This is a genomic window from Clostridium beijerinckii, assembly GCF_036699995.1.
Classification (GTDB): domain Bacteria; phylum Bacillota; class Clostridia; order Clostridiales; family Clostridiaceae; genus Clostridium; species Clostridium helianthi.
In genome coordinates this window covers 4,255,129-4,275,629 of the sequence record NZ_CP144906.1, presented here as the reverse complement: position 1 = coordinate 4,275,629, position 20,501 = coordinate 4,255,129, and the positions used below count along the sequence as shown (strand labels likewise).

Genomic DNA, 20,501 nt, shown 5'->3' with positions numbered 1-20,501 from the left:
ATACTTCATTGTTTAATGGGAAATATTTATCATATTATGGAATTAATATTTTTTCTCAAAAAGTTACAATATTAAGATCACAACATATAGGTGCAAAAGCTGAACCTATAGATGAAGTTGGAGATAAAGTTCAAAAAGGTGATTTGATAAGAGACATTTCAGGTGGGAAGCTAGGAGCTAAGATTCATTCAAGCATAGATGGAATTATAAAAGAAATAACAGATGAAAGTATAGTTATAGTTAAATAATATATGCATTATTAAATCTATGAGAGGGGAAGAGACAGCAATGAGAAGGTCTTATTGGATTACTTGAATATAAAAGTATTGCAAAGGGAATGGAAGCATGTGATGAAATGCTTAAATCTTCAAATGTCGAATTAGTTTTAGCTTCACCAGCATGTCCTGGGAAATACATAGTAATATTGGAGATGTAGGTGCGGTGAAAAATGCTGTTAAGGTAGGGGCTAATATTGGAGCAGTTATCTTATAAGTGATTATTTAATAGCAAATGTTAATGAAAATGTATTCCCAGTTATTACAGGAACAATTGATATGGGAAAAATTGATTCTCTAGGATTTATTGAAACTGGTGAAATTATAAGTGCAGTTACAATACCATCACTAAGTAAGGAATTGATTTCAAGCTTGCTTTAGTATTAGGTTTAAATAGAAGTAAAAATATATTTGTTTTTTATTTTCTGATATAAAGAAATAGTCTATGCTCACTTGGCTTAATAATGCATTTAATCATCTTCATAAAGTTTAGCAGACTATTCTCTACACAGATGTATAATTTCCCATGATATCTCAATTTACCCGCTAGAAATTTGTTTTAACTATAATAAATTCATCTAATTTCTTACCTTTTAAGCTAATTGCACATACTTTAATGTAATCAGCCTCTATATCTACAACTAAATAGTGGTATACAGCTATAGGAGCGACTACTATTCCTTGCTTACTTTTATATTTATCTCTAAGCTTTTCGCCACCACCACCAGTGATTACTTGATTAACTTTTCTTTCATAGCAGGAATTCCCGTTGCTAAAGGAATCGTCTATGATTCTTCTTGAATAGTTATGCTCATGTCCAGAGAAAACTATATCTATATTGCACTTATCTACAATTCTCCAAAAGGCATCTCTATATTTAGGGTATAAATCGAGGCAATGCCCGAGATGAGCTCCAGTAGGATAAGCCGGAGAATGAACAAAAACTAGTTTGTTTTTTTTATATTTAGAAGCAGTATTTTCGAACCACTTAAGCTGGTACTCACTGATTTTATGAGTTGAACCGTAATGGAAGGCATTAAGGATTATAAGCCTAGTATCTTCAAAATCTTTGTAATAAGCTGTTCTATTATAACCTTCAAGGAAATCACATGGATTTAAGTCGCAATAAATTTGATCAAGTATCTTTTCGAATCTATCATCTATAGGTTCTATATTCACTTCATGATTACCGACTACTGGAAGTAAGGGAATATTAGGGTGATACTTTTCTACTATTCCTCTTAGTCTTTTGAGTTGAAAATTAAAAACATCTTCTTTATTACTGCCGGCAACAGAATCTCCGCAAATTACGATGAATTTTGGAGTAGGATCCAATTTGCATGTTTCTTTCATTAGCGTATTTAGAACTTTTTCGTTTATTCCTTTTTCTTTACCTTTAGAATCACCAAAGACTATAAATCTCATTTCTACTCTCCTCAAAAAATATTATAAAATATTTATTAATAATTTATTTTTTACTTCTTAACCATTTTTTATAGAGTTCGGGTTTATTGTATTTGACAAAATTTAAAAAATCTTTTTTGTATCCTAAATCGGATAAACATTCAATGATTAAAGCAGGATATATAGTCCGCTTTTTCATAGCTCTAGCTGTATCAATTAACTTAATTTCATCTAATGAGGTTATAAAAATATGAAATGGTGCAGCATCTAATCTGTTATAGCCTACTGAATCCATCGCTTCATATAGTTCTATAATTTTTTGGAAAATGTTCTCAGATAGTGGATTAGATGATAAGTATTTATCAAGTTCTACTCCATCAATATATTCGCGTATTATATAATTTTCACCAAAGGCATAAAGTCTAGGAAAATGCAAATCCATTTGTGCCATAACTAGAGTTTCTATTTCATCTGAACATATTTGCTTTTTCTTAAAAATCTTTATACATTTTTGTGAATCTATTTTATAAACCTTTCCTTGCGTACCAGATCCTAAAAACTCAAGATTATCTATATCTAAATTAGAATATTTCTTGATAATAATCACCTTATTAATAAATTAGTATTAATATTAACATATGATTATAAGTAGATTTTGTTATATGAAAAATAAGTAGATTATATGTATTTATCTAGTCATAATACTGAGAAACAATAATAAAATATTATCAGCATGCAATTTATAAGCGTTTTTAGAAGGGAGGAATTTTATGATTTATAATATTTTAATTGGAGGAGCAGCTGGGTTAGGAATGGAGACCATTTCCTCTATATTAGAGAAAGTTTTAAAAAGGAAAGGCTTTGAAATATTTACTATACAAGACTATATGTCAAGGGTAAGAGGCGGGCATAATTTTTTTCAAATACGCTTTGGAAATGAGCAAATAAATTCCCATTGGGATGATATCGATGGAATAATCGCTTTAGACAAAGAAACAATTGATCTTCACATCGGCAGATTAAAGAAAGATGGGTTTATAATTGCTGACGAGCAAATTAAGCTTGAGGATAAAAGATTCTTTGGTCTTACTCTTAAAGCTTTAGCTAAGAGCATTGGAAATTCAAAAGTATATGGTAGCATAGCTTTGGGTGCTTTTGTAAAGTTATTTAATTTGGATTTAAGTGGCATTAAGGAAGTATTAACAGAAAAGTTCAAAGAGGAAATCGCCAGTAAAAATTTCAATGCATTTGAAGAAGGATACAAGCTAGTTGCACCAAAGTATCAAATTCAACCTAAGAACAATGATGAGAGTATTTTAATTGGAGGAAATGATGCTATTGCTCTTGGGGCTATTGCAGCAGGATGTAAATTTTATTCCGCTTATCCAATGACACCATCTACAAGTATAATGAATTATCTTGCTTCAAAGATGAATGAAGCAGAAATTGTAGTTGAACAGGCTGAAGATGAAATTGCTTCAATAAATATGGCTATTGGAGCCTCTTATGCAGGTGTTAGAGCAATGACAGGATCGTCTGGAGGAGGATTTGCGCTAATGGTAGAGGCTGTAGGCTTATCGGGAATGCTTGAGGTACCTCTTGTAATAGCAGAAATACAAAGACCTGGGCCTACTACAGGTTTGCCAACAAGAACAGAACAAGCAGATTTGAAATTTGTTATATCCTCATCACCAGGGGAAATACCTAAAATGGTAATAGCATTAAGGGAACCTGAAGATGCATTTTATCAAACTATAAGAGCATTTAATCTTGCTGATAAGTATCAAATACCAGTTATTTTACTTGGAGATCAGTTTTTAGCTGATAGTATAAGAACTGTAAAGCCTTTTAATTTTGATAAGATTAAAATAGAAAGGTATTTAAAAGATGATGAATATATAAATGCTAAAGATTATAAGCGTTATGAATTAACAAAGACAGGTGTTTCGCCACGTATAACGCCAGGTAAAATACCAGGATTAACAGTATTGGTAGATAGTGATGAACATGATGAATATGGACATATTACTGAATCAGGTGAAGTAAGAAATAAAATGAATGATAAGAGACTAAGGAAAATGGAATATTTAAAAGAAGAACTTTTAGAACCTGAATTCATCGGTGAAGAAAATGCAGATACTTTACTTTTAGCATGGGGATCATTATATAGTCCGGTTAAGGAAGCTATAAAACTTCTTAATGGACGTTCGGGAAATAATAATAAATACTGCTCATTAGTATTTGGGGATGTCTGGCCTTTACCTGAGAAAAATCTTAGGAAGTATGCGAAAAAAGTAAAAAATATAATAAATATAGAGCAAAATGCGACAGGACAACTATCAGGACTTATTAGAGAATATACAGGTATTGAATGCAATAGCAGTATCTTAAAATATGATGGAAGACCTATTTCATCTCAAGAAATATACAGTAAGCTAGTTGGAGGTGAGCAATAATGAATAATGAAATATTTCTAACATCAGAAACAGCTTGGTGTCCAGGATGTGGGGATCATAATATTCTTGATGCTCTAAAGCAAGCACTTATAGATTTAGGTAAGGCTCCACACGAAGTGCTTATTGTTGGTGGAATAGGCCAAGCTGCTAAAACACCTCAATATATAAATACTAATGGATTTTGTGGACTTCATGGAAGATCATTACCACCTGCAGTTGCAGCAAAGATTGTAAATAAAAGATTAACTGTAATAGTAAATACAGGAGAAGGGGATTCCTATGGAGAAGGAGGAAATCACTTTATTCATAATATTAGGCGTAATGTAGATATAACACATTTTGTTCACGATAACCAAATATATGGGTTAACAAAAGGGCAAGCATCACCTACAACTGACATCGGACATGTAACAGATGTTCAGCCAAATGGGTCAAATAACATTCCTATGAATCCAGTAGCGCTTGCAATAACGCTTGGTGCCGGTTTTGTTGCTAGAGCATTTAGTGGAGATAAGGAGCATTTGGAGAAAGTTATGATTGAAGCTATTAATCATAAAGGATACGCTCTTGTTGATATTTTACAGCCATGTGTGTCATTTAATAAAATTAATACATTCCAATGGTATAATAAAAGAGTTTATAAACTTGGAAAAGAATACGATCCAAGTAATAAATTGAAGGCTATTGAAAAATCAATGGAATGGGGAGATAAGATTCCTTTGGGAATTTTATATAAAGAAGAGAAATCCAACTTCCATGACAAAGTTAGCTTTTTAAAAAGTGGAGAATCACTTGTTGAAAGTGAAATTAAAATAAATAAGATCAAGGAGTTTATGAAAGATTTCCTATAAAAATAGCATAGGAAAAAATTAATAATCAAAAGTATTTACATTTTAGTAATCAAGGCCCGATTTTTATTAGATTGGGCCTTTTAAATACGAATAATTGCTATAAAGATCATATTTTTTCTTAAACAGATAATTTCTAATGAAATCTGAGTTTCTATTTTAATAAATGTTATATTTGTATATTACATTTATCGAAATAGATATAAATGAAAGTATATTATGCAGGTTTTAAATGAAAACTTATAGAGTAAGATATGCTATAATTATGATAATAAAACTTAAGGAAAAATGTGGAGGAAAGCAAAATGAATACAGATACATTAAGAAAGTATGCAGAGCTCGTTGTTAAGAAGGGCATAAATTTACAAGATAAGCAACAATTGCTTATAAATTCACCAATAGAATGTGCAGAGTTTGCTAGACTGATAGCAGAAGAAGCTTATGAAGCTGGTGCTATTAATGTTATAGTTGATTACAATGATGAAGAACTTGCCTTGATAAAATACAATAAAGCTCCTATGGAAAGTTTTGAAAGGGAGCCAAAACATGCTGTATTATCAAGAGAGCAACTTATAAAGGAGAAAACTGCATTTATAAGTATTTCTGCTAGAGATCCAGAGCTATTAAGCGGAGTAGATCCTAATAAGATTTCTACTTTAGCAAAAACAGCAAATAGAGCTATGAAAGATGTTAGTGCTGCCATGATGAGTAATGAAGTTCAATGGTGTGTTGTTTCAATACCTACAAAGGGATGGGCAAGAAAAGTATTCCCTGATTTATCAGAAGCAGATGCAGTAGAAAATCTTTGGGACTCAATTTTTAGTATAGTAAGAGCTGATAAGGAATCACCTATTGAAGCGTGGAATGAACATTTAGAAAAATTAAAAAATAGAAAAGATTATTTAAATGAAAAGAATTTTAAATATGTTTATTATAAATCAGAAGGCACAGATCTAACTGTAGAGCTTCCAGAAGGACATCTATGGTTAAGTGGTGAAGAAAATTCTAAAGATGGTATTAACTTTGTTGCTAATATACCGACAGAAGAGGTATTCACCCTTCCAAAGAGAGATGGAGTAAACGGCTATGTTACTAGTAAAAAGCCATTAAACTATGGAGGAAATTTAATTGATAACTTTAAGTTGGCATTGAAAGATGGTAAGATAGTTGACTTTACTGCAGAAAAGGGAGAAGAAATATTAAAAGGATTACTAGATACAGATGAAGGTTCTAGATATTTAGGAGAAGTTGCTCTAGTTGGTTATAACTCACCTATATCAAATTCGGGACTAATTTTCTTTAATACATTATTTGATGAAAATGCATCATGCCATTTTGCTTTTGGAAAAGCGTATCCAACTTGCCTAAAAGATGGTGACAATATGTCGGAAGAAGAACTAATAAAAAATGGAGCTAATGATTCGTTAACTCATGTAGATTTTATGGTAGGCTCAGAGGAGCTTGAAATAATAGGTGAAACCGCTAATGGAGAAAAGATCCAAGTATTTAAAAATGGTGATTGGGTTATATAATTGTGTTATCTATATAGATTATTAATGCAAAAAATTGATAAGAAGTTAATTTATATAAATTAAAGATAGGCATTTATTTAGTTTGGTGAAGATTCAGTGTTTTGTTATCTATTGAAAAAACCAAAGCTGTTAAATTTGGGCTTAATAATTAAAAAGACTGTTAAATATCTAATAAATTTTGATATTTAACAGTCTTTTTAATTATTGGGGATTTTATATTAATTTATAAAGGCTGCTATTTATAAAAAATGGGCATAAAAAAATACCATTGACTTTCCATATAGCCGATGATAGAATTAATTGTCAGAAAAAATTAAGTTTATCTATATATAATAATCATAACATATTTAAAAAAGAAAGTCAACACTTAAAAATAAAAAAGTTTGGATGGTGTTATTTATGAAAAATTATCTTATGTCTATTTCTGATTCTATAATAAGTAAACAAACTTTTGAAGAGATTTTGCACTGTAATGAGGAAACAGTGGAATATGGATTAAAGCTGAGTGAAGAAAATGTTAAAGAGATAGTTGAGATAAGAAGCGAAGCTTTAAGTAAGAATGGCAGAGTTGAATTTGGTGGAGGGATAATAAAGCAAATAATATCAACCTTTTGCGAGTCGCCATATATTTCTCAATACAATTATATTGAAACTATAGAGGAGCTAATAGAAACATTTTATTATTATAAAAATGAAACTATGGAAGAAATAGGTGACATTGAATTAATTAATTTAATGAAAGGCTATTTCGATAATGAATGCCAAGGATCTTTAGAGCTACTTAGACATAAGTATTTGGATACTATAGCTCATAATATTAAATATGGGGTTTCTGATTATTTAAATGTGGATGGAGATGAGGAGTTATAATGGATAATTATATTACTGACAGAAATGATACCATTGAAAATTTATTAAGTAAGGAACATTATTTTCAGTCATTACTACAAGTACTTCATTCAAATGATATATTAAATAATAAAGAACTAGAAAATATTCAAGTTCAAATATTAGATATTTTAAGAGAAACTGCAAATTATTATACAAAAGCTGAAAGCTATTCGGTAAGAGTTGAAGTTGCAGAGCAAATAATGTTATCAATTTATTATACTATAGGTAGCTTTCTAAAAGGTAAAACATCAATAAAGGAACAGATTACGTTAATAAAAGAAAATGCAATGAAATATTTGTTTTCTGAAGGGGAAAAAGTTTTAAAGATTAAAATAGAAGAAAGTAAAGAACTATTAAAGAACGTGCAAAAAAGTAAATTAAAAACAAGTAATTATGCGTATATAGATACTATAGATTACGGGATTCCATTATTTTTTATAGAATATGATATTAGGTTTGCGGCTCATGAAATGCAGGGATCTATAGATTATCCATTAGCTATAGATGAGATGGAGTTAGTAGGAATAGAATATATAAATGAATATTTAAGAAAAATAGATTTTGAAAATCAATTTTGTTCTCACTTTGATATCTATGAAATTGAAAATTTGCTTAAAAGCTTTGATAAAAATTCAGATCATATATTAATAAATATCTTTGAATTGGTTCTGACTAATTATTTAGGATGTATGGTATTAGGGAAGAGAGGAATAACTCTAGATATAACAGATACTGAAAGACGTTATCTTAAAAATAAGTTAGGAGAACTGAAAGAAGAGGAATTTAATGAAGTAATATCTATGATAGTTGAAGGTATTTGCCAGGAGTTTAATATAAATGATATAAATTTTATTAATTATATAAATAAAACTATTTACAAGATTATGCCAAGTATTAAGAAGAATATTGAAAATAATAAATTGGAAAATACATTTATCACATTTAAAAATGCAGATGAAAGTTTAATTAGATATGAAGATGGAGAAAGTCTAGAGAACAGCAGATTTAAGGATATAACTGAAGAAATTAGAGAGTGTGATAAAGTAGAGAATAAGATACAAATTATAAGGGAAGAAATTCATAGTCTTAGGGATTTGGTAGATGTTCTTGGCTCTGATTGCATATTTGATTATGAATTCATTGAGATATTTAAGGTCTTAGATGATTTTGAAATATCACTGTTACTTAAGTATATTCCAAATGATTCAGTTATGGATGTGGATTATGGAACTGAAAGTGAGAAGGAGTGGCATGAAAAGCTTAAGGAATATCTTAGTATGATTAATGAAGAGAAAAAAAGTAAAATAATTGCTGAATCCTTGAATATTATATTGTAATACTAGTTTGGCATATATAGGCAGTGGGATATGTCCTAGGTTTATAATATGAAATATATCCTGACCTAAAATAAGAGATACGTATAATGTGATTATTATCTAGAGCTATTGCTGATAAAAATAATGTGGATTATTATGGTATTATAAATATATTTCTATTAGACTAAAACATTAAATATAAGGAGTAGAGAAAGATATGAGATTAATAATGAATGCAGATGATTTTGGTATTTCAAAAGCAATTAATTTAGGTATAATTAAAGGATTCAAAAATGGAATAGTAACATCTACCACATTAATGTGTAATATGGAGACAACGGAACATGCGGTTAATTTGGCAAAAGAAAATCCTAAATTAGGTGTAGGAATTCACCTGGTTCTTACCGCAGGCAGACCTTTATCAAAGAACGTGAAAACCTTAGTTGATAATGAAGGGAATTTTTTAAAATATGATAATATTGTTGAGTCAGCGTGTATTGAAGATATACGAAGGGAATTTAGAAAACAATTTGAAAAGTTTTTATCTCTTGGGATAGTTCCAACACATATAGATACACATCATCATGTACATTCTATTGAGAGTGTTTTTGAGGTAGTTGCTGAGTTGGCAAAGGAGTATAATATACCAGTTAGGCATATTAAGGCAATTAGAGAAGAAAAGTATGAAAGTATTAAAACAACAACTAAGTTTGTTGATAGTTTTTATAATATTTCTATGATTGAACCCAAAATGTTAATAAACATTTTGGAAGATAATATTAATGTAGATTCTTTAGAAATTATGTGCCATCCAGGGTGTCTTGATTCTAAGATTATTAGTAGTAGTTCATATGCATACCCAAGAGTAAAGGAATTAGAAACATTAACTAATAAAGAAGTAATACAGTTTATTAACGAAAAAAACATTGAATTAATAAATTTTAGAGGTATACAACTAAAATTTAAAAATGATTCTTATATATAAAGCAAAACATTTAAAGGTTACAATTATTTGGAAATAATAGTTAAGGTTCTTGGTAAAGATATTATTAAATATATTGATAAATAGTATTTTGCTATTAAAGTGCTTCTGAATTTAATAAAAACACAACTGTACTAGCACAGTTGTGTTTTTATATTATTGAATAGGGGATTATATTGAGTTAAGATATAGAAAACAGATCTGTTAGAATTTTATGAAAATAAGAGAAAATACAATTTTTATATAAAGTATAGAAGAGGAAATTTCCTATAAGAGTATCTAAATAAATTACTTAAAGAATAAAAAATAAGTATACCAATATAAACAAATACTTAAATTATTAAATCAAAATTTAAAAATGATTATGCTTATATTTTATAATATATAGGAGGATATCTGATGGAAAAAGGAATTAAAATAGTGACAATTGGTGGGGGATCGAGCTATACTCCAGAATTAGTGGAAGGGTTTATAAAAAGATATAATGAACTTCCGGTAAGGGAATTATGGCTAGTTGATATTGAAAGCGGAAAAGAAAAATTAAATATCGTAGGGAAATTAGCTAAAAGAATGGTTAAAAAAGCTGGTGTACCTATGGAAATTCATTTAACTTTAAACAGAAGAGAAGCATTAAAGGATGCGGATTTTGTAACTACACAATTAAGAGTTGGTCTATTAGATGCTAGGATTCAGGATGAAAGAATACCATTAAGTCATGGTGTAATAGGACAAGAAACCAATGGTGCTGGAGGTATGTTTAAAGCACTAAGAACAATACCTGTAATTTTAGATATAGATAAAGATATGTCAGAGCTATGTCCAAATGCATGGCTTGTAAATTTTACAAATCCTGCAGGAATGGTAACAGAAGCTCTTCTTAGATATGGAAAGAATAAAAAGATTATTGGATTATGTAATGTTCCAATTGGCATGGAAAAAGCAGTAGCGGATATGCTTGAAGTAGAGCATAGCAGAATTACTATGGATTTCATGGGATTGAATCATATGGTATTTGGTAGAGAAATTTATTTAGATGGTGAAAAAATTACAGATAAAGTAATAGACTCACTAGCAGAAGGTAAACTGGGGTCAATTGTAAAAAATATTCAAGATTTAGAGTGGAACCCAGAATTTATTAAAGCTCTTAGAATGATGCCATGCCCATATCATAGGTATTACTTTCAAACAGCAGATATGCTTGAAGAAGAATTAAAAGAATTTTCTAAGGGAGAAACTAGAGCAGAAGTAGTTAAGAGATTAGAAAATGATTTATTTGAACTATACAAAGATGAAAATTTAGATATTAAGCCACCGCAATTGGAAAAGAGAGGTGGAGCATATTATTCAGATGCAGCTTGCAGATTAATTAACTCTATTTATAACAACAAGGGAGATATTCAACCAGTTAATACTAAAAACAATGGGGCTATTGAAGGAATAGAGAATGACTCAGCAGTTGAGATTTCATGTATTATAACTAAGGATGGGCCTAAACCTATTGCTATGGGGAAATTACCAGTAAGTGTGAATGGATTGGTTCAAACAATAAAATCATTTGAACGTTTAGTGGTTGAAGCAGCAGTTGAAGGGGATTATAATAAAGCACTTCTTGCATTAACTATTAATCCATTAATTCCATCAGAGAAAATAGCGAAAATATTATTGGATGAATTACTAGAGGCACATAAAGATTATTTACCACAATTTGCTTAATATTATAAAAGATTTAAGGGAAAGAATATGACCCTTAGATCTTTTATTATTGTATTTATGATAATTTTAATATTTCATCATAAATAATATTTAATGCTAATTTCAAATCAGTAGAATTAATTCTAGCAATACTGAGTCTTAGACTATTGTCAAAATTCTCTGTATTGTAGTATGAGGCCGAATTATGGGCTAGAAGAATATTTTTATTTTTTAAATTGTCTAATAATTTATTACAGTCGATATGAGGAGCTAATATTATAGTAGAATAATAACCAGAACTTCCGCCAAGTATATTAACTAAATTTGAATCCCAAGCAGAAGTTATTTTCCTAAATAATTTTAAAGTGTCCTTTAAATTGCTAGAAAGAATGGCTACATGCTTATTATATATAGAGCTTTTTATATATGATTCAAGTGTTGCTTGAGAAACCAATGATGGCATATAATATGAAAAATAATATGAGTATTTCATCCATTCCTTAAATCTATTAATTAAATCATCAGGGATTATAGCTACACCAATTCTTATATAAGGTATTGTCTTAGAAAAGCTTCTAAGATATATACAATTTCTAAAATCCGAATAATAATAAATAGGTGAATATCTTGACAAGGTACTTAAATCTGAAAAATAATCATCTTCGATAACATATACATTGTAAGTATGGGCAAGCTTCATTATTGCTTTTCTTTGATTTAATGAATAATAAGTGCCTAAAGGGTTATGATTTCTAGGAATCGTGTAAAAGAATTTAATACTTTGGTTTTTAAATATTTCTTCAAGTTCATATAAATTAATTCCATTCTCGTCTCTTTTTATAGTTCTAACTTTAATATTCTCATACTTTAAAAAGTTTATATAATAAGTATAAGAAGGATCTTCGATAAGTATAGTATCATTGCCATTTGGAAATTCCATCTTTGAAAAAAGAGTTAATACTTGCAGAATACCTTGGGATAGAATTAAATTTTTACTTTTAGAATATATATCATCTCTCATAAGTAAATCAGTTAACAGTTCACGTAAAGAAGGAAGGCCTTCTAAATCCATGTTTAGAGACATGTTGCTGTGGAGCTCCAGAGCTGAGTTTAAGCAATGCTGAATATCCTTTATTGGAATATTGCTAACCAAAGAGTTACCAGTTGATAGATCATAAATATTAGCTTGATTTGTGCTAAATCGTACAAGGTTATCAGCAACGTAAAATCCACTCTAAGGTGAAGAATAAACTATATGCTCATTACATAAATTGGTATAAGCTTTAATAATGGTACCTTTGCTACACTTATATTCATTACAAAGAGAGGTGATGGATGGCAATTTAGCTCCTTGAGGCATTAGTTCAATTCTTATTTTCTCTTTAATATCATGTGAGATTTGCTCATATATTTTCATGAAAATCAAACCCTTCATCTAAATCTTCGCTTCTAAATTTATGCATCCCTAGGATTAGAATAAGTCGTCTATTAACATCTGTTAAACTGTATTCTGTTTTAGGAAATATGACAGCATAAATTTTTCTATTTAGCATTATAAATATCATAGTATCATAGAAAATTTAATTTAGGTAGTTATACAACATGAGTGCGCTTGTTTATATAAAATAAAATCGGCTTACCGTAAAAATTATAGTGCAAAGTCGTTTAAATAATCATATTCATTATCCAAGGCATTATTTTATTATATTGTCTAAAGGTGTTTTTATAGTTAAGCAAGTATTAATATATTGATATTAGTATACGTTTATCAAGAAGGCTTAAATAATTGCAGATTAGCTCAAAATTACATGGAAAGCAATATGTTTAATCTTATTTTAAAAATTAATAAAAAATCACAAAAATAAGTGAAACTTAAATGAGATTTTACAAAAAAATATATTGATTTACTAAATTAGTGCAGATATAATTATATTTACCAGAGTTCTACAAAAAACGATCATATATTTATTGAAAAAGTTATGATATTAGGGTTTCTTGATAAGAAATGGTAAGTAGTATTAACTTTCCAGCAGATTGTTAATAAAGGAATTAAACTTTAACTACATAACAATTTAAAGGAAATAGGTATCATAATTTTGATTGATGAAAACTTAATGAGTAACTACTTAGGGGGAAATTTTATGAAGATTTTTAATTCACTGAGATTCAAATTGACAATGGTTTTGATTTGTTTATCTCTTATTCCACTGTTCAGTCTATCACTTTTTCAGATAAATCAATTTACTTCGCTAGTTGATAGTAACATTAAGAAAAATGAAATTGGTATAGCTAATTCAACTGTCAATGAGATGAATATTTGGGTTAATGGAAAAGTGTCTCAACTTACAGAGATATATAAAGCACATCCAGAATTCTCCAATATGGATGCAAGCGCTATAAATTCAGTACTTAAGCCTATTAATGAAAGTGACTCGGAAATTGAGTCGTTAGGTGCAGTAACAAAGGATGGAAAAATTGCTAGTACTATTGATGTTACTGACAGGGATTATTTTATAAAAACAAAAGAAACAAAAAAGATGGTTATTACTGATGTAATAATAAATAAAAGTACTGGAAAAATGAATATACCAATTGCTATTCCGATTTTAGATTCAAATAATAATTTTAATGGTTTAATTACTAGTTTAGTTAGCATTGACTCTTTAAATACATATATGTCAAACCTAAAAGTTGAGGATACAGGATATGCATTTATGATATCAAAAAATGCTGATTTCTTATATCATCCCAATAAGGATTATGTTGGCAAGAATATGGCTGATATTATAAAAAATCAAGATACTATAAATCTTTTTAAAAATGAAGTATTAGCTAAAGATAGTGGATACATTGAATATACAGATGATCAAGGTCTAAGTAAAATTGCAGCATACTCTACTGTAGCAAATACATCGTGGAAAGTAGTTGTTACAGTTCCTAAAAGTGAGGTTTATGATGAAATCAATAGAACAACACAAATATCATGGATAGTTATATTCATTTCCGTAGTTCTTGTTACGATCATATCATTTTTTATGGCAAATATTATTGCGAGGCCTATAAAATCAGCAGCAGAATATTTAAATAGATTAGCAAATGCAGATTTTACGCATAAAGTACCAGAAAAAATAAAGAGACGAAAAGACGAAATTGGAGTTCTTGCGAGTTCAATGGAGATAATGAGTGAATCAATAAAGGCTGTTGTAACAGATGTTATAAATGAGGCGTATAGTGTTAAAAATAATGTAACAGGTTCATTTAAGAGTATGCATGACTTATCTATGCAGGTTGAGAATGTATCTGCAACTACACAAGAAATGTCAGCAGGAATCGAACAAACGGCAGCTGCAACAAAGCTTATCAATACAACTTCGTCAGAGTTGGAAAAGTCAGTTAAAAATATTTCAAGCAAGGCACAAAATGGTTCCGGAATAGCTAAAGAAATAAGTAGACGTGCTCAGAATTTAAAGGAAAATGCTATAGTATCTGAAAAAACAGCACATGATATTAGAAATAATATTGATGTTGATATGAAGAAGGCAATTGAACAATCAAATGCTGTTGATAAAATTAATGATCTTTCAGAATCTATTCTGCAAATTACATCTCAAACTAATCTGCTTGCATTAAATGCAGCAATAGAAGCAGCTAGAGCAGGAGAGGCTGGCAAGGGATTTGCGGTAGTAGCAGATGAAATAAGAAAACTAGCAGAAGTATCAAAAGATACAGTTAATGAAATTCAAGAAATAACAAAATTAGTTATGAGTTCAGTAAAAAATTTAAAGACAAGCTCAGAAAAAGCATTACAGTTTATTGATACAACTGTAATTGATGATTATAAGAATATGGTAAGTACAGGAGAACAATATTATAAGGATTCAGAGGCTGTTCAAGCTTTAGTAAGCGATTTTAGTCAAACGGCTGAAGAATTATTAAGTTCAATACAAAGTATGGTAAGCTCAATAAATGAAATTTCGGCTTCAAATGACGAAAGCGCAGTAGGAGCTCAAGACATTTCTGAAAAAACATTAGTAGCTATGGAAAGGGCTAATAATGTTGCTAACCTTATGAAAACTACAGAAAATAATGCTCAAGAACTTATGAGTATTGTCTCTAAGTTTAAAATATAAAAAATAATAATATTTAAAATGGAGTTGTTGCAAAATATGAATGTAATTTCTATTTTGCAGCAACTTATTTAATGATTATATTTGTAGGTCTTATTTTTACATTTTTATATAATGTATAAGCTGCAACATTACGAAGCATAGATGATTCAAAATCACCACTAATTTTTTTGATAATTTCAGATGTATTAAATATCGTAATGGATATTATATTTGTAGTATTTTTAAAGATGGGGGTTGCGGGTACTGCAATTGCAATTGTAACTGCAGAAATGCTATCGAGCGTTTTTTGTATTGTTTATGTTTATAAGAAAGTACCATTACTTCATTTCACTAAAGAAGAGATTATACTAGATAAAGAATTATTAAAAACTACAATAAATTATAGTTCTGTTACTGCTATGCAGCAAACTTGTTTATATATTGGAAAAGTTTTAATTCAAAGTGCAGTAAATCCTTTGGGAATAGATGCAATAGCAACATTTAATGCAGTTAATGGAATTGATGATTTTGCGTTCACGCCACAACAAAGTATTAGTAGTGGAATGACAACATTTTTAGCTCAAAATAGAGGAGCCAAAAAGCATAATCGTATTAAACAGGGACTCTGGACAGGCTTAAAAATAGAAACATTATTTTGGTGTATACTTGTTGGTCTAGTATATTTCGGGGCTGATAATTTAATGAAGCTATTTGTTCATAATGAAGGATCAAAAGTTATATAATTAGGTGTGATTTATCTTCATTTTATGGCATTTTTCTACATGCTACCAGCATGGACAAATGGAATACAATGTTATTTCGGAGGAATGGGAGAATTAAAAGTTAATTTAATTATCAACTTTCTCACAGATGATTGGAAGAGTGACATTTGCGTATTTACTTGCTCCCAAGTTTGGTATAGTTGGTATCGCGCTAAGCTGTTTTGCAAGTTGGATTATAATGCTTGCTTATGAACTTCCTATTCTTATTAAACATAAGATATAATTTCATATACTAATTATAGTTTGCATATATTTTCATTTATTTAATTGCATTTTAGCATTTATAATTTAAATAAGCAATAAAATGTATGTCTATAGAAATTTAAAAAAATGAAAAAATAGTCTATAATTATAGCAAAAGCAAAGAACCCAAGAAAAATATAATATAGAATAGTGGGAGATAAATTAAAAATGGTGAAATACTTACAATCAACAACATTTAAAATGGCTTTATCAGCGACAATAGCCATAATTATATCAAATTATATAGGATTACAATTTGGAGTGACTTCAGGTATAATTGCAATACTTAGTATTCAGGATACTAAAAAAGAAGCTTTATTAGTTGCAGGTAGAAGAATAATTACTTCGTCAGTGGCAATACTTCTGTCTTATATTCTATATATGCTGCTTGGAAACAATCCAATTGTGTTTGGATTATTCTTACTGATATTTATACCCATAACTAAAATACTAAAAATGGGAGAAGGAATGGTTGTAGGTGCTGTATTATCGACACATCTTTTAACGAGTTCTAATATTAATGTTTCTTGGATTATAAATGAGGCACAGCTAACGATAGTAGGAATTGGAGTAGCAATGATGTTTAATCTATATACTGCGTCATTAGAAGAACAATTTGAAAAGAATAAAGAAAGAATAGAAGATTATTATAGAGCTATATTATCAGATATGGCAGTAAGCCTTGTTACTCAGGCTGTACCAATTTATGAAAAACAAATATCAGTGAATGTTGAGGAATTAATTAATAAGTCTAAATTTATGGCACAGATAATAAATAATAATCGTTTATTTAAAAAAAATGATTATTATTTGAGTTATATAGAGATGAGAATAATACAGCTAGATACAATGAAAAGAATGAAGAGGCATTTTTCGAGATTTTATATGACTTATGATCAAACTAGAATATTATCAGAATTTACAAATGAAGTTGCAATGAATCTAAAGGAAGATAATGATTGTGTAGAGCTTATAAATAAACTAAATTTACTTAGAAAAGACTATGAAAAAATGGATTTACCTAAGAATCGAAACGAATTTGAAAACAGAGCGTTGCTATTTCAGTTTTTGAATGATTTAGAAGATTTCTTAGTTATTAAGAAAGAATTTAAAGAATCTTTTCAAAATAGGTAGAGGTTATAAATGTAACTTACTAAAATTAGTTTTAATGCCATTAATGGTAAAAATATTAGTATAAATATTGAAATTTATCAAAAATAAGTGTAAAATTATGCATATCATATGCATTGATAATAGCACACTTGCCGAAAGGCAGGGCCGCAAAGCTATGGGTCTAAAGAAATTTATTTTCAATGATTGCCAGGTTGCCAAAATGTAGTTATATAAACATTAGTCATTTGTTTATTTTTGGTGCCTATTAATAATTAATAGGCACCTTTTTATTTTAATAGAAAATCATTGAAATATGTGTATATGATAAGAATTTAAATAAAGAAAGGTTAGGTGTAGTAAATGAAAAAGTATCAGTTGTCTTTGGACAAGGCGAAAAAGGAGATTAACATAAGGATATGGGGAATGTTTGAACCAGACGATGCTAATAGTTTTGTTGAAGATTTTAGAAAAGAACTATCTCCTATACAAACTTCAGAATATGTATTAAATTTTGATGCAAGAGAGTTAAACGTTTCAAGACAAGAGATGTTACCAATGTTAGAAGGATGTTTTCAAATGTACAAGGCTTGCAAGTTTGTAAAGGTTATAGCAAATGTTGGTAGTAATATAACTTTAAAGATGCAATTATCAAGAATAAGTAGGAACACTGGATTGGGAATTGAAATAATTTAAAACAATACATAATTTATAATATTAAATTGAATTACATTAGCTAGGAGATTATTATGGGAATAAGATTAAGTTGCATTGATATTTGTCATGCATCTAAAGTTGTTTCAAATGATATTTATTTAAAACATTTTGAAAAACAAGATAAGGATGTAGAACATTTATTGGTAGATGTAATGGGTAGAGATAAACGCTTTATGTTTAATGAACAGGAGACAACTTTATCTCTAGCAGTAAAAGTAGCAAAATCAGCATTAGATAAAGCTAACTTGACAGGTAGTGACATAGATGTGCTAGTATATTCATCTATATTATCTGAATATATAGCACCAGCAACATCTATTTTAATACATAAGGAATTAAATGCGGGAAGAAATGTAATGTGTTTTGATATGAATGCAAATTGTGCTGGTATGACTGTTGCCTTAGAGAATATATCAAATTATTTAGAATCGTCAAAGCGAGCTAAAAGAGCATTGATTATTGGTTGTGATGATGTCGATTCGTTAGCTGATCCCAATAATGAGCTTTGCTATGGAAATTATGGACATGCTGCATGTGCAATAATTTTGGAAAAAGTTGAAGAAGAGTGTGGAATAGTTGATGCAGAATATTATATAAACACAGAGGAAAGTCATAATATTATGTATCCAAGTAAAGGATTCTCTAATTTCTTCAAATCAAATGATGTAGGTGAGCTTTATTTGAAATGGTTGCCATTCGATGGTGGGGCATGTGTTTATCCAGCAGCAGAGATTGCTAAAAAGATGCTGAAGAAAAATGGCTTAGAAAATGAAGACATTAAAATGTTCTGCTTTTCTCAGTTTGCGTTTATAAATATAAAAAATATAAGACAACTTTTAGATATAGGAGAAGATAAGAGTATATATATAGGGAATAAATATGGATATACTGGAACTACTAGCCCTTTCATAGCATTGTATGAATCGATAAAGGAAGGTAAAGTTAAGAGAGGGGACTATGTAATTTTCTGGACTATTGGATCTGGTTCTCAGAGTATAGTTATGTTATATAAATATTAGTATTAGAAAATGCACTTCATAAATATAACCTTCTGTAGTAAAATCTATAGAAGGTTATATTTATGAGTTTGATGCTATCATATGAAATGCAAGTAAGTAAATATACTTTAGATAAATATATATTAGAATATCACTAATATGAGAATAAATTCTTATAGATGATTTAATGAAGTAGAAAAATATATAGAGATAGTGTTAGAACTTAAAAAATGCTATATTAATTAAAGAATAACAGGGGAGATGGTTTGATAATGTACGATTATCCACTATATAGACCTCCAAGTGAAAGTAATAGTCTTATAATACAAGTAACTTTAGGGTGTTCTCATAATAAATGTAATTTTTGTAATATGTATAAATCTAAGAAATTTACAATAAAATCTTTGGAAGATATTAAAACAGATGTAAATTACTTTAGAGAAATGTATTCGCATGTAGAAAAAATATTTTTGGCAGATGGTGATGCGTTAATCATTCCAACGGAAAAATTAAAAGAAATTTTAACGCTTATAAGAAATACATTTTCTGAATGCAGGAGGGTAACTCTTTATGGGACACCAAAATCAATATTAGGTAAAACTCATCAAGAGTTGAAAGAACTTAAAGACTTAGGCTTATATATGATATATATGGGTGTTGAAAGTGGAAGTGATGAGGTTTTAAAGGATATAAATAAAGGAGTAAACAGTAACGAGATAATTGATGCTGCTAGAATGGTTAAAAATGCTGATATCTTTTTATCAGTAACAGTTATAGCTGGAGTTGGCGGCATTGAAAAGAGCGATATTCATGCAATTAAAACAGGCGAATTAATAAGCGCTATGGCTCCAAATTATTTAGGTGTATTAACTCTTATGGTTGAAAAAGAAACGGATTTGTATAATAAAATATTAAGAAAAGAATTTAAACTTCTAAGTGATAAAGAAGTATTAAATGAGATAGAGATATTAATACAACATATTAATGTCAATGAATCAGTTATATTTAGATGTAATCACGCATCAAATTATGTTTCTCTAAGAGGAAGTTTACCAGAAGATAAAGAAAAATTGCTTAATCAAATTAACTACTATTTAAAAACTAATCAAATAAAACAAGAGGAATATAGAAGATTGTAAGCAAACA

At 29.1% G+C, this 20,501-nt stretch carries 19 protein-coding genes and 1 riboswitch; of the genes, 15 read left to right on the top strand and 4 right to left on the bottom strand.

Annotation, left to right across the window (positions count from 1 at the left end; genetic code table 11):
• The first annotated feature begins 8 nt into the window (after positions 1 to 8).
• Together PZA12_RS19755 and PZA12_RS19750 are read left to right on the top strand one after the other, a co-directional pair.
• The gene (locus tag PZA12_RS19755; RefSeq protein ID WP_241394302.1) at positions 9 to 248 is read left to right on the top strand and encodes a biotin/lipoyl-containing protein; all 240 of its coding nucleotides are present in this window, start codon (positions 9 to 11) and stop codon (positions 246 to 248) included.
• An 89-nt stretch (positions 249 to 337) separates the two neighbouring features.
• Positions 338 to 436, top strand: a complete 99-nt coding sequence (locus PZA12_RS19750) for a BMC domain-containing protein (protein WP_241394303.1) — start codon at positions 338 to 340, stop codon at positions 434 to 436.
• Between the two features lie 385 nt (positions 437 to 821).
• On the opposite strand, the gene PZA12_RS19745 is transcribed toward PZA12_RS19750, so the two are convergent.
• On the bottom strand, positions 822 to 1,700 hold the full coding sequence (locus PZA12_RS19745) for a metallophosphoesterase family protein (RefSeq protein WP_077845092.1): 879 nt from the start codon (positions 1,698 to 1,700) through the stop codon (positions 822 to 824).
• Positions 1,701 to 1,743: 43 nt separating this feature from the next.
• Positions 1,744 to 2,286, bottom strand: coding sequence for a hypothetical protein (locus tag PZA12_RS19740; protein ID WP_171983600.1), 543 nt, complete (start codon positions 2,284 to 2,286; stop codon positions 1,744 to 1,746).
• 163 nt (positions 2,287 to 2,449) lie between these two features.
• Here PZA12_RS19740 and PZA12_RS19735 point away from each other — a divergent pair, with 163 nt between their 5' ends.
• The 7 genes from PZA12_RS19735 to PZA12_RS19705 all read left to right on the top strand — a co-directional run bounded on the left by PZA12_RS19735 (position 2,450) and on the right by PZA12_RS19705 (position 11,417).
• The gene (locus PZA12_RS19735; protein ID WP_103698589.1) at positions 2,450 to 4,135 is read left to right on the top strand and encodes a 2-oxoacid:acceptor oxidoreductase subunit alpha; all 1,686 of its coding nucleotides are present in this window, start codon (positions 2,450 to 2,452) and stop codon (positions 4,133 to 4,135) included.
• On the top strand, positions 4,135 to 4,986 hold the full coding sequence (locus PZA12_RS19730) for a 2-oxoacid:ferredoxin oxidoreductase subunit beta (RefSeq protein ID WP_078114695.1): 852 nt from the start codon (positions 4,135 to 4,137) through the stop codon (positions 4,984 to 4,986). Before PZA12_RS19735 ends, PZA12_RS19730 begins: the two co-directional genes overlap by 1 nt.
• 302 nt (positions 4,987 to 5,288) lie before the next feature.
• Positions 5,289 to 6,515 carry an aminopeptidase gene (locus PZA12_RS19725; RefSeq protein ID WP_078114696.1) on the top strand — a complete coding sequence of 409 codons (1,227 nt, stop codon included), beginning with the start codon at positions 5,289 to 5,291 and terminating at the stop codon, positions 6,513 to 6,515.
• 399 nt (positions 6,516 to 6,914) lie between these two features.
• Positions 6,915 to 7,385: a DUF6323 family protein gene (locus PZA12_RS19720; protein ID WP_078114697.1), complete on the top strand. Its 471-nt coding sequence runs from the start codon at positions 6,915 to 6,917 to the stop codon at positions 7,383 to 7,385.
• Positions 7,385 to 8,743, top strand: coding sequence for a DUF6179 domain-containing protein (locus PZA12_RS19715; protein WP_078114698.1), 1,359 nt, complete (start codon positions 7,385 to 7,387; stop codon positions 8,741 to 8,743). Before PZA12_RS19720 ends, PZA12_RS19715 begins: the two co-directional genes overlap by 1 nt.
• Positions 8,744 to 8,939: 196 nt before the next feature.
• Entirely contained in the window at positions 8,940 to 9,707 is a 768-nt protein-coding gene (chbG, locus tag PZA12_RS19710; RefSeq protein ID WP_078114699.1) for a chitin disaccharide deacetylase, read from the top strand.
• 396 nt (positions 9,708 to 10,103) lie between these two features.
• Positions 10,104 to 11,417: a 6-phospho-beta-glucosidase gene (locus PZA12_RS19705; RefSeq protein ID WP_077845099.1), complete on the top strand. Its 1,314-nt coding sequence runs from the start codon at positions 10,104 to 10,106 to the stop codon at positions 11,415 to 11,417.
• Between the two features lie 55 nt (positions 11,418 to 11,472).
• Here the strand turns inward: PZA12_RS19705 and PZA12_RS19700 are convergent, their stop codons facing one another.
• Positions 11,473 to 12,576, bottom strand: a complete 1,104-nt coding sequence (locus PZA12_RS19700; RefSeq protein WP_278286287.1) for a PLP-dependent aminotransferase family protein — start codon at positions 12,574 to 12,576, stop codon at positions 11,473 to 11,475.
• A 54-nt stretch (positions 12,577 to 12,630) separates the two neighbouring features.
• Complete coding sequence (locus PZA12_RS19695) at positions 12,631 to 12,813, bottom strand: GntR family transcriptional regulator (protein WP_274596925.1); 183 nt, start codon at positions 12,811 to 12,813, stop codon at positions 12,631 to 12,633.
• A gap of 724 nt (positions 12,814 to 13,537) precedes the next feature.
• Between PZA12_RS19695 and PZA12_RS19690 the strand changes: the two genes are divergently transcribed.
• From PZA12_RS19690 to PZA12_RS19665, 6 genes are all read left to right on the top strand, one after another.
• On the top strand, positions 13,538 to 15,526 hold the full coding sequence (locus PZA12_RS19690; protein ID WP_161222897.1) for a methyl-accepting chemotaxis protein: 1,989 nt from the start codon (positions 13,538 to 13,540) through the stop codon (positions 15,524 to 15,526).
• Between the two features lie 167 nt (positions 15,527 to 15,693).
• Positions 15,694 to 16,248 carry an MATE family efflux transporter gene (locus tag PZA12_RS19685; protein WP_242964244.1) on the top strand — a complete coding sequence of 185 codons (555 nt, stop codon included), beginning with the start codon at positions 15,694 to 15,696 and terminating at the stop codon, positions 16,246 to 16,248.
• Between the two features lie 450 nt (positions 16,249 to 16,698).
• Positions 16,699 to 17,664, top strand: coding sequence for an aromatic acid exporter family protein (locus PZA12_RS19680; protein ID WP_078114701.1), 966 nt, complete (start codon positions 16,699 to 16,701; stop codon positions 17,662 to 17,664).
• Positions 17,665 to 17,775: 111 nt separating this feature from the next.
• A riboswitch (cyclic di-GMP riboswitch) is annotated at positions 17,776 to 17,863 on the top strand.
• Between the two features lie 140 nt (positions 17,864 to 18,003).
• Complete coding sequence (locus PZA12_RS19675) at positions 18,004 to 18,336, top strand: hypothetical protein (protein ID WP_077838789.1); 333 nt, start codon at positions 18,004 to 18,006, stop codon at positions 18,334 to 18,336.
• 53 nt (positions 18,337 to 18,389) lie between these two features.
• Entirely contained in the window at positions 18,390 to 19,376 is a 987-nt protein-coding gene (locus PZA12_RS19670; protein WP_077838788.1) for a 3-oxoacyl-[acyl-carrier-protein] synthase III C-terminal domain-containing protein, read from the top strand.
• A gap of 251 nt (positions 19,377 to 19,627) precedes the next feature.
• On the top strand, positions 19,628 to 20,494 hold the full coding sequence (locus PZA12_RS19665; RefSeq protein ID WP_077845104.1) for a radical SAM protein: 867 nt from the start codon (positions 19,628 to 19,630) through the stop codon (positions 20,492 to 20,494).
• The last annotated feature ends 7 nt before the right edge of the window (positions 20,495 to 20,501 follow it).

Excerpts from the sequence above, each read along its gene's own strand:
- PZA12_RS19750 (WP_241394303.1), top strand. The coding sequence starts at position 338 with ATGGAAGCATGTGATGAAATGCTTAAATCTTCAAATGTCGAATTAGTT.
- PZA12_RS19745 (WP_077845092.1), bottom strand. The coding sequence starts at position 1,700 with ATGAGATTTATAGTCTTTGGTGATTCTAAAGGTAAAGAAAAAGGAATA.
- PZA12_RS19735 (WP_103698589.1), top strand. The coding sequence starts at position 2,450 with ATGATTTATAATATTTTAATTGGAGGAGCAGCTGGGTTAGGAATGGAG.
- PZA12_RS19730 (WP_078114695.1), top strand. The coding sequence starts at position 4,135 with ATGAATAATGAAATATTTCTAACATCAGAAACAGCTTGGTGTCCAGGA.
- PZA12_RS19725 (WP_078114696.1), top strand. The coding sequence starts at position 5,289 with ATGAATACAGATACATTAAGAAAGTATGCAGAGCTCGTTGTTAAGAAG.
- PZA12_RS19720 (WP_078114697.1), top strand. The coding sequence starts at position 6,915 with ATGAAAAATTATCTTATGTCTATTTCTGATTCTATAATAAGTAAACAA.
- PZA12_RS19715 (WP_078114698.1), top strand. The coding sequence starts at position 7,385 with ATGGATAATTATATTACTGACAGAAATGATACCATTGAAAATTTATTA.
- chbG (WP_078114699.1), top strand. The coding sequence starts at position 8,940 with ATGAGATTAATAATGAATGCAGATGATTTTGGTATTTCAAAAGCAATT.
- PZA12_RS19705 (WP_077845099.1), top strand. The coding sequence starts at position 10,104 with ATGGAAAAAGGAATTAAAATAGTGACAATTGGTGGGGGATCGAGCTAT.
- PZA12_RS19695 (WP_274596925.1), bottom strand. The coding sequence starts at position 12,813 with ATGAAAATATATGAGCAAATCTCACATGATATTAAAGAGAAAATAAGA.
- PZA12_RS19690 (WP_161222897.1), top strand. The coding sequence starts at position 13,538 with ATGAAGATTTTTAATTCACTGAGATTCAAATTGACAATGGTTTTGATT.
- PZA12_RS19680 (WP_078114701.1), top strand. The coding sequence starts at position 16,699 with ATGGTGAAATACTTACAATCAACAACATTTAAAATGGCTTTATCAGCG.
- PZA12_RS19675 (WP_077838789.1), top strand. The coding sequence starts at position 18,004 with ATGAAAAAGTATCAGTTGTCTTTGGACAAGGCGAAAAAGGAGATTAAC.
- PZA12_RS19670 (WP_077838788.1), top strand. The coding sequence starts at position 18,390 with ATGGGAATAAGATTAAGTTGCATTGATATTTGTCATGCATCTAAAGTT.
- PZA12_RS19665 (WP_077845104.1), top strand. The coding sequence starts at position 19,628 with ATGTACGATTATCCACTATATAGACCTCCAAGTGAAAGTAATAGTCTT.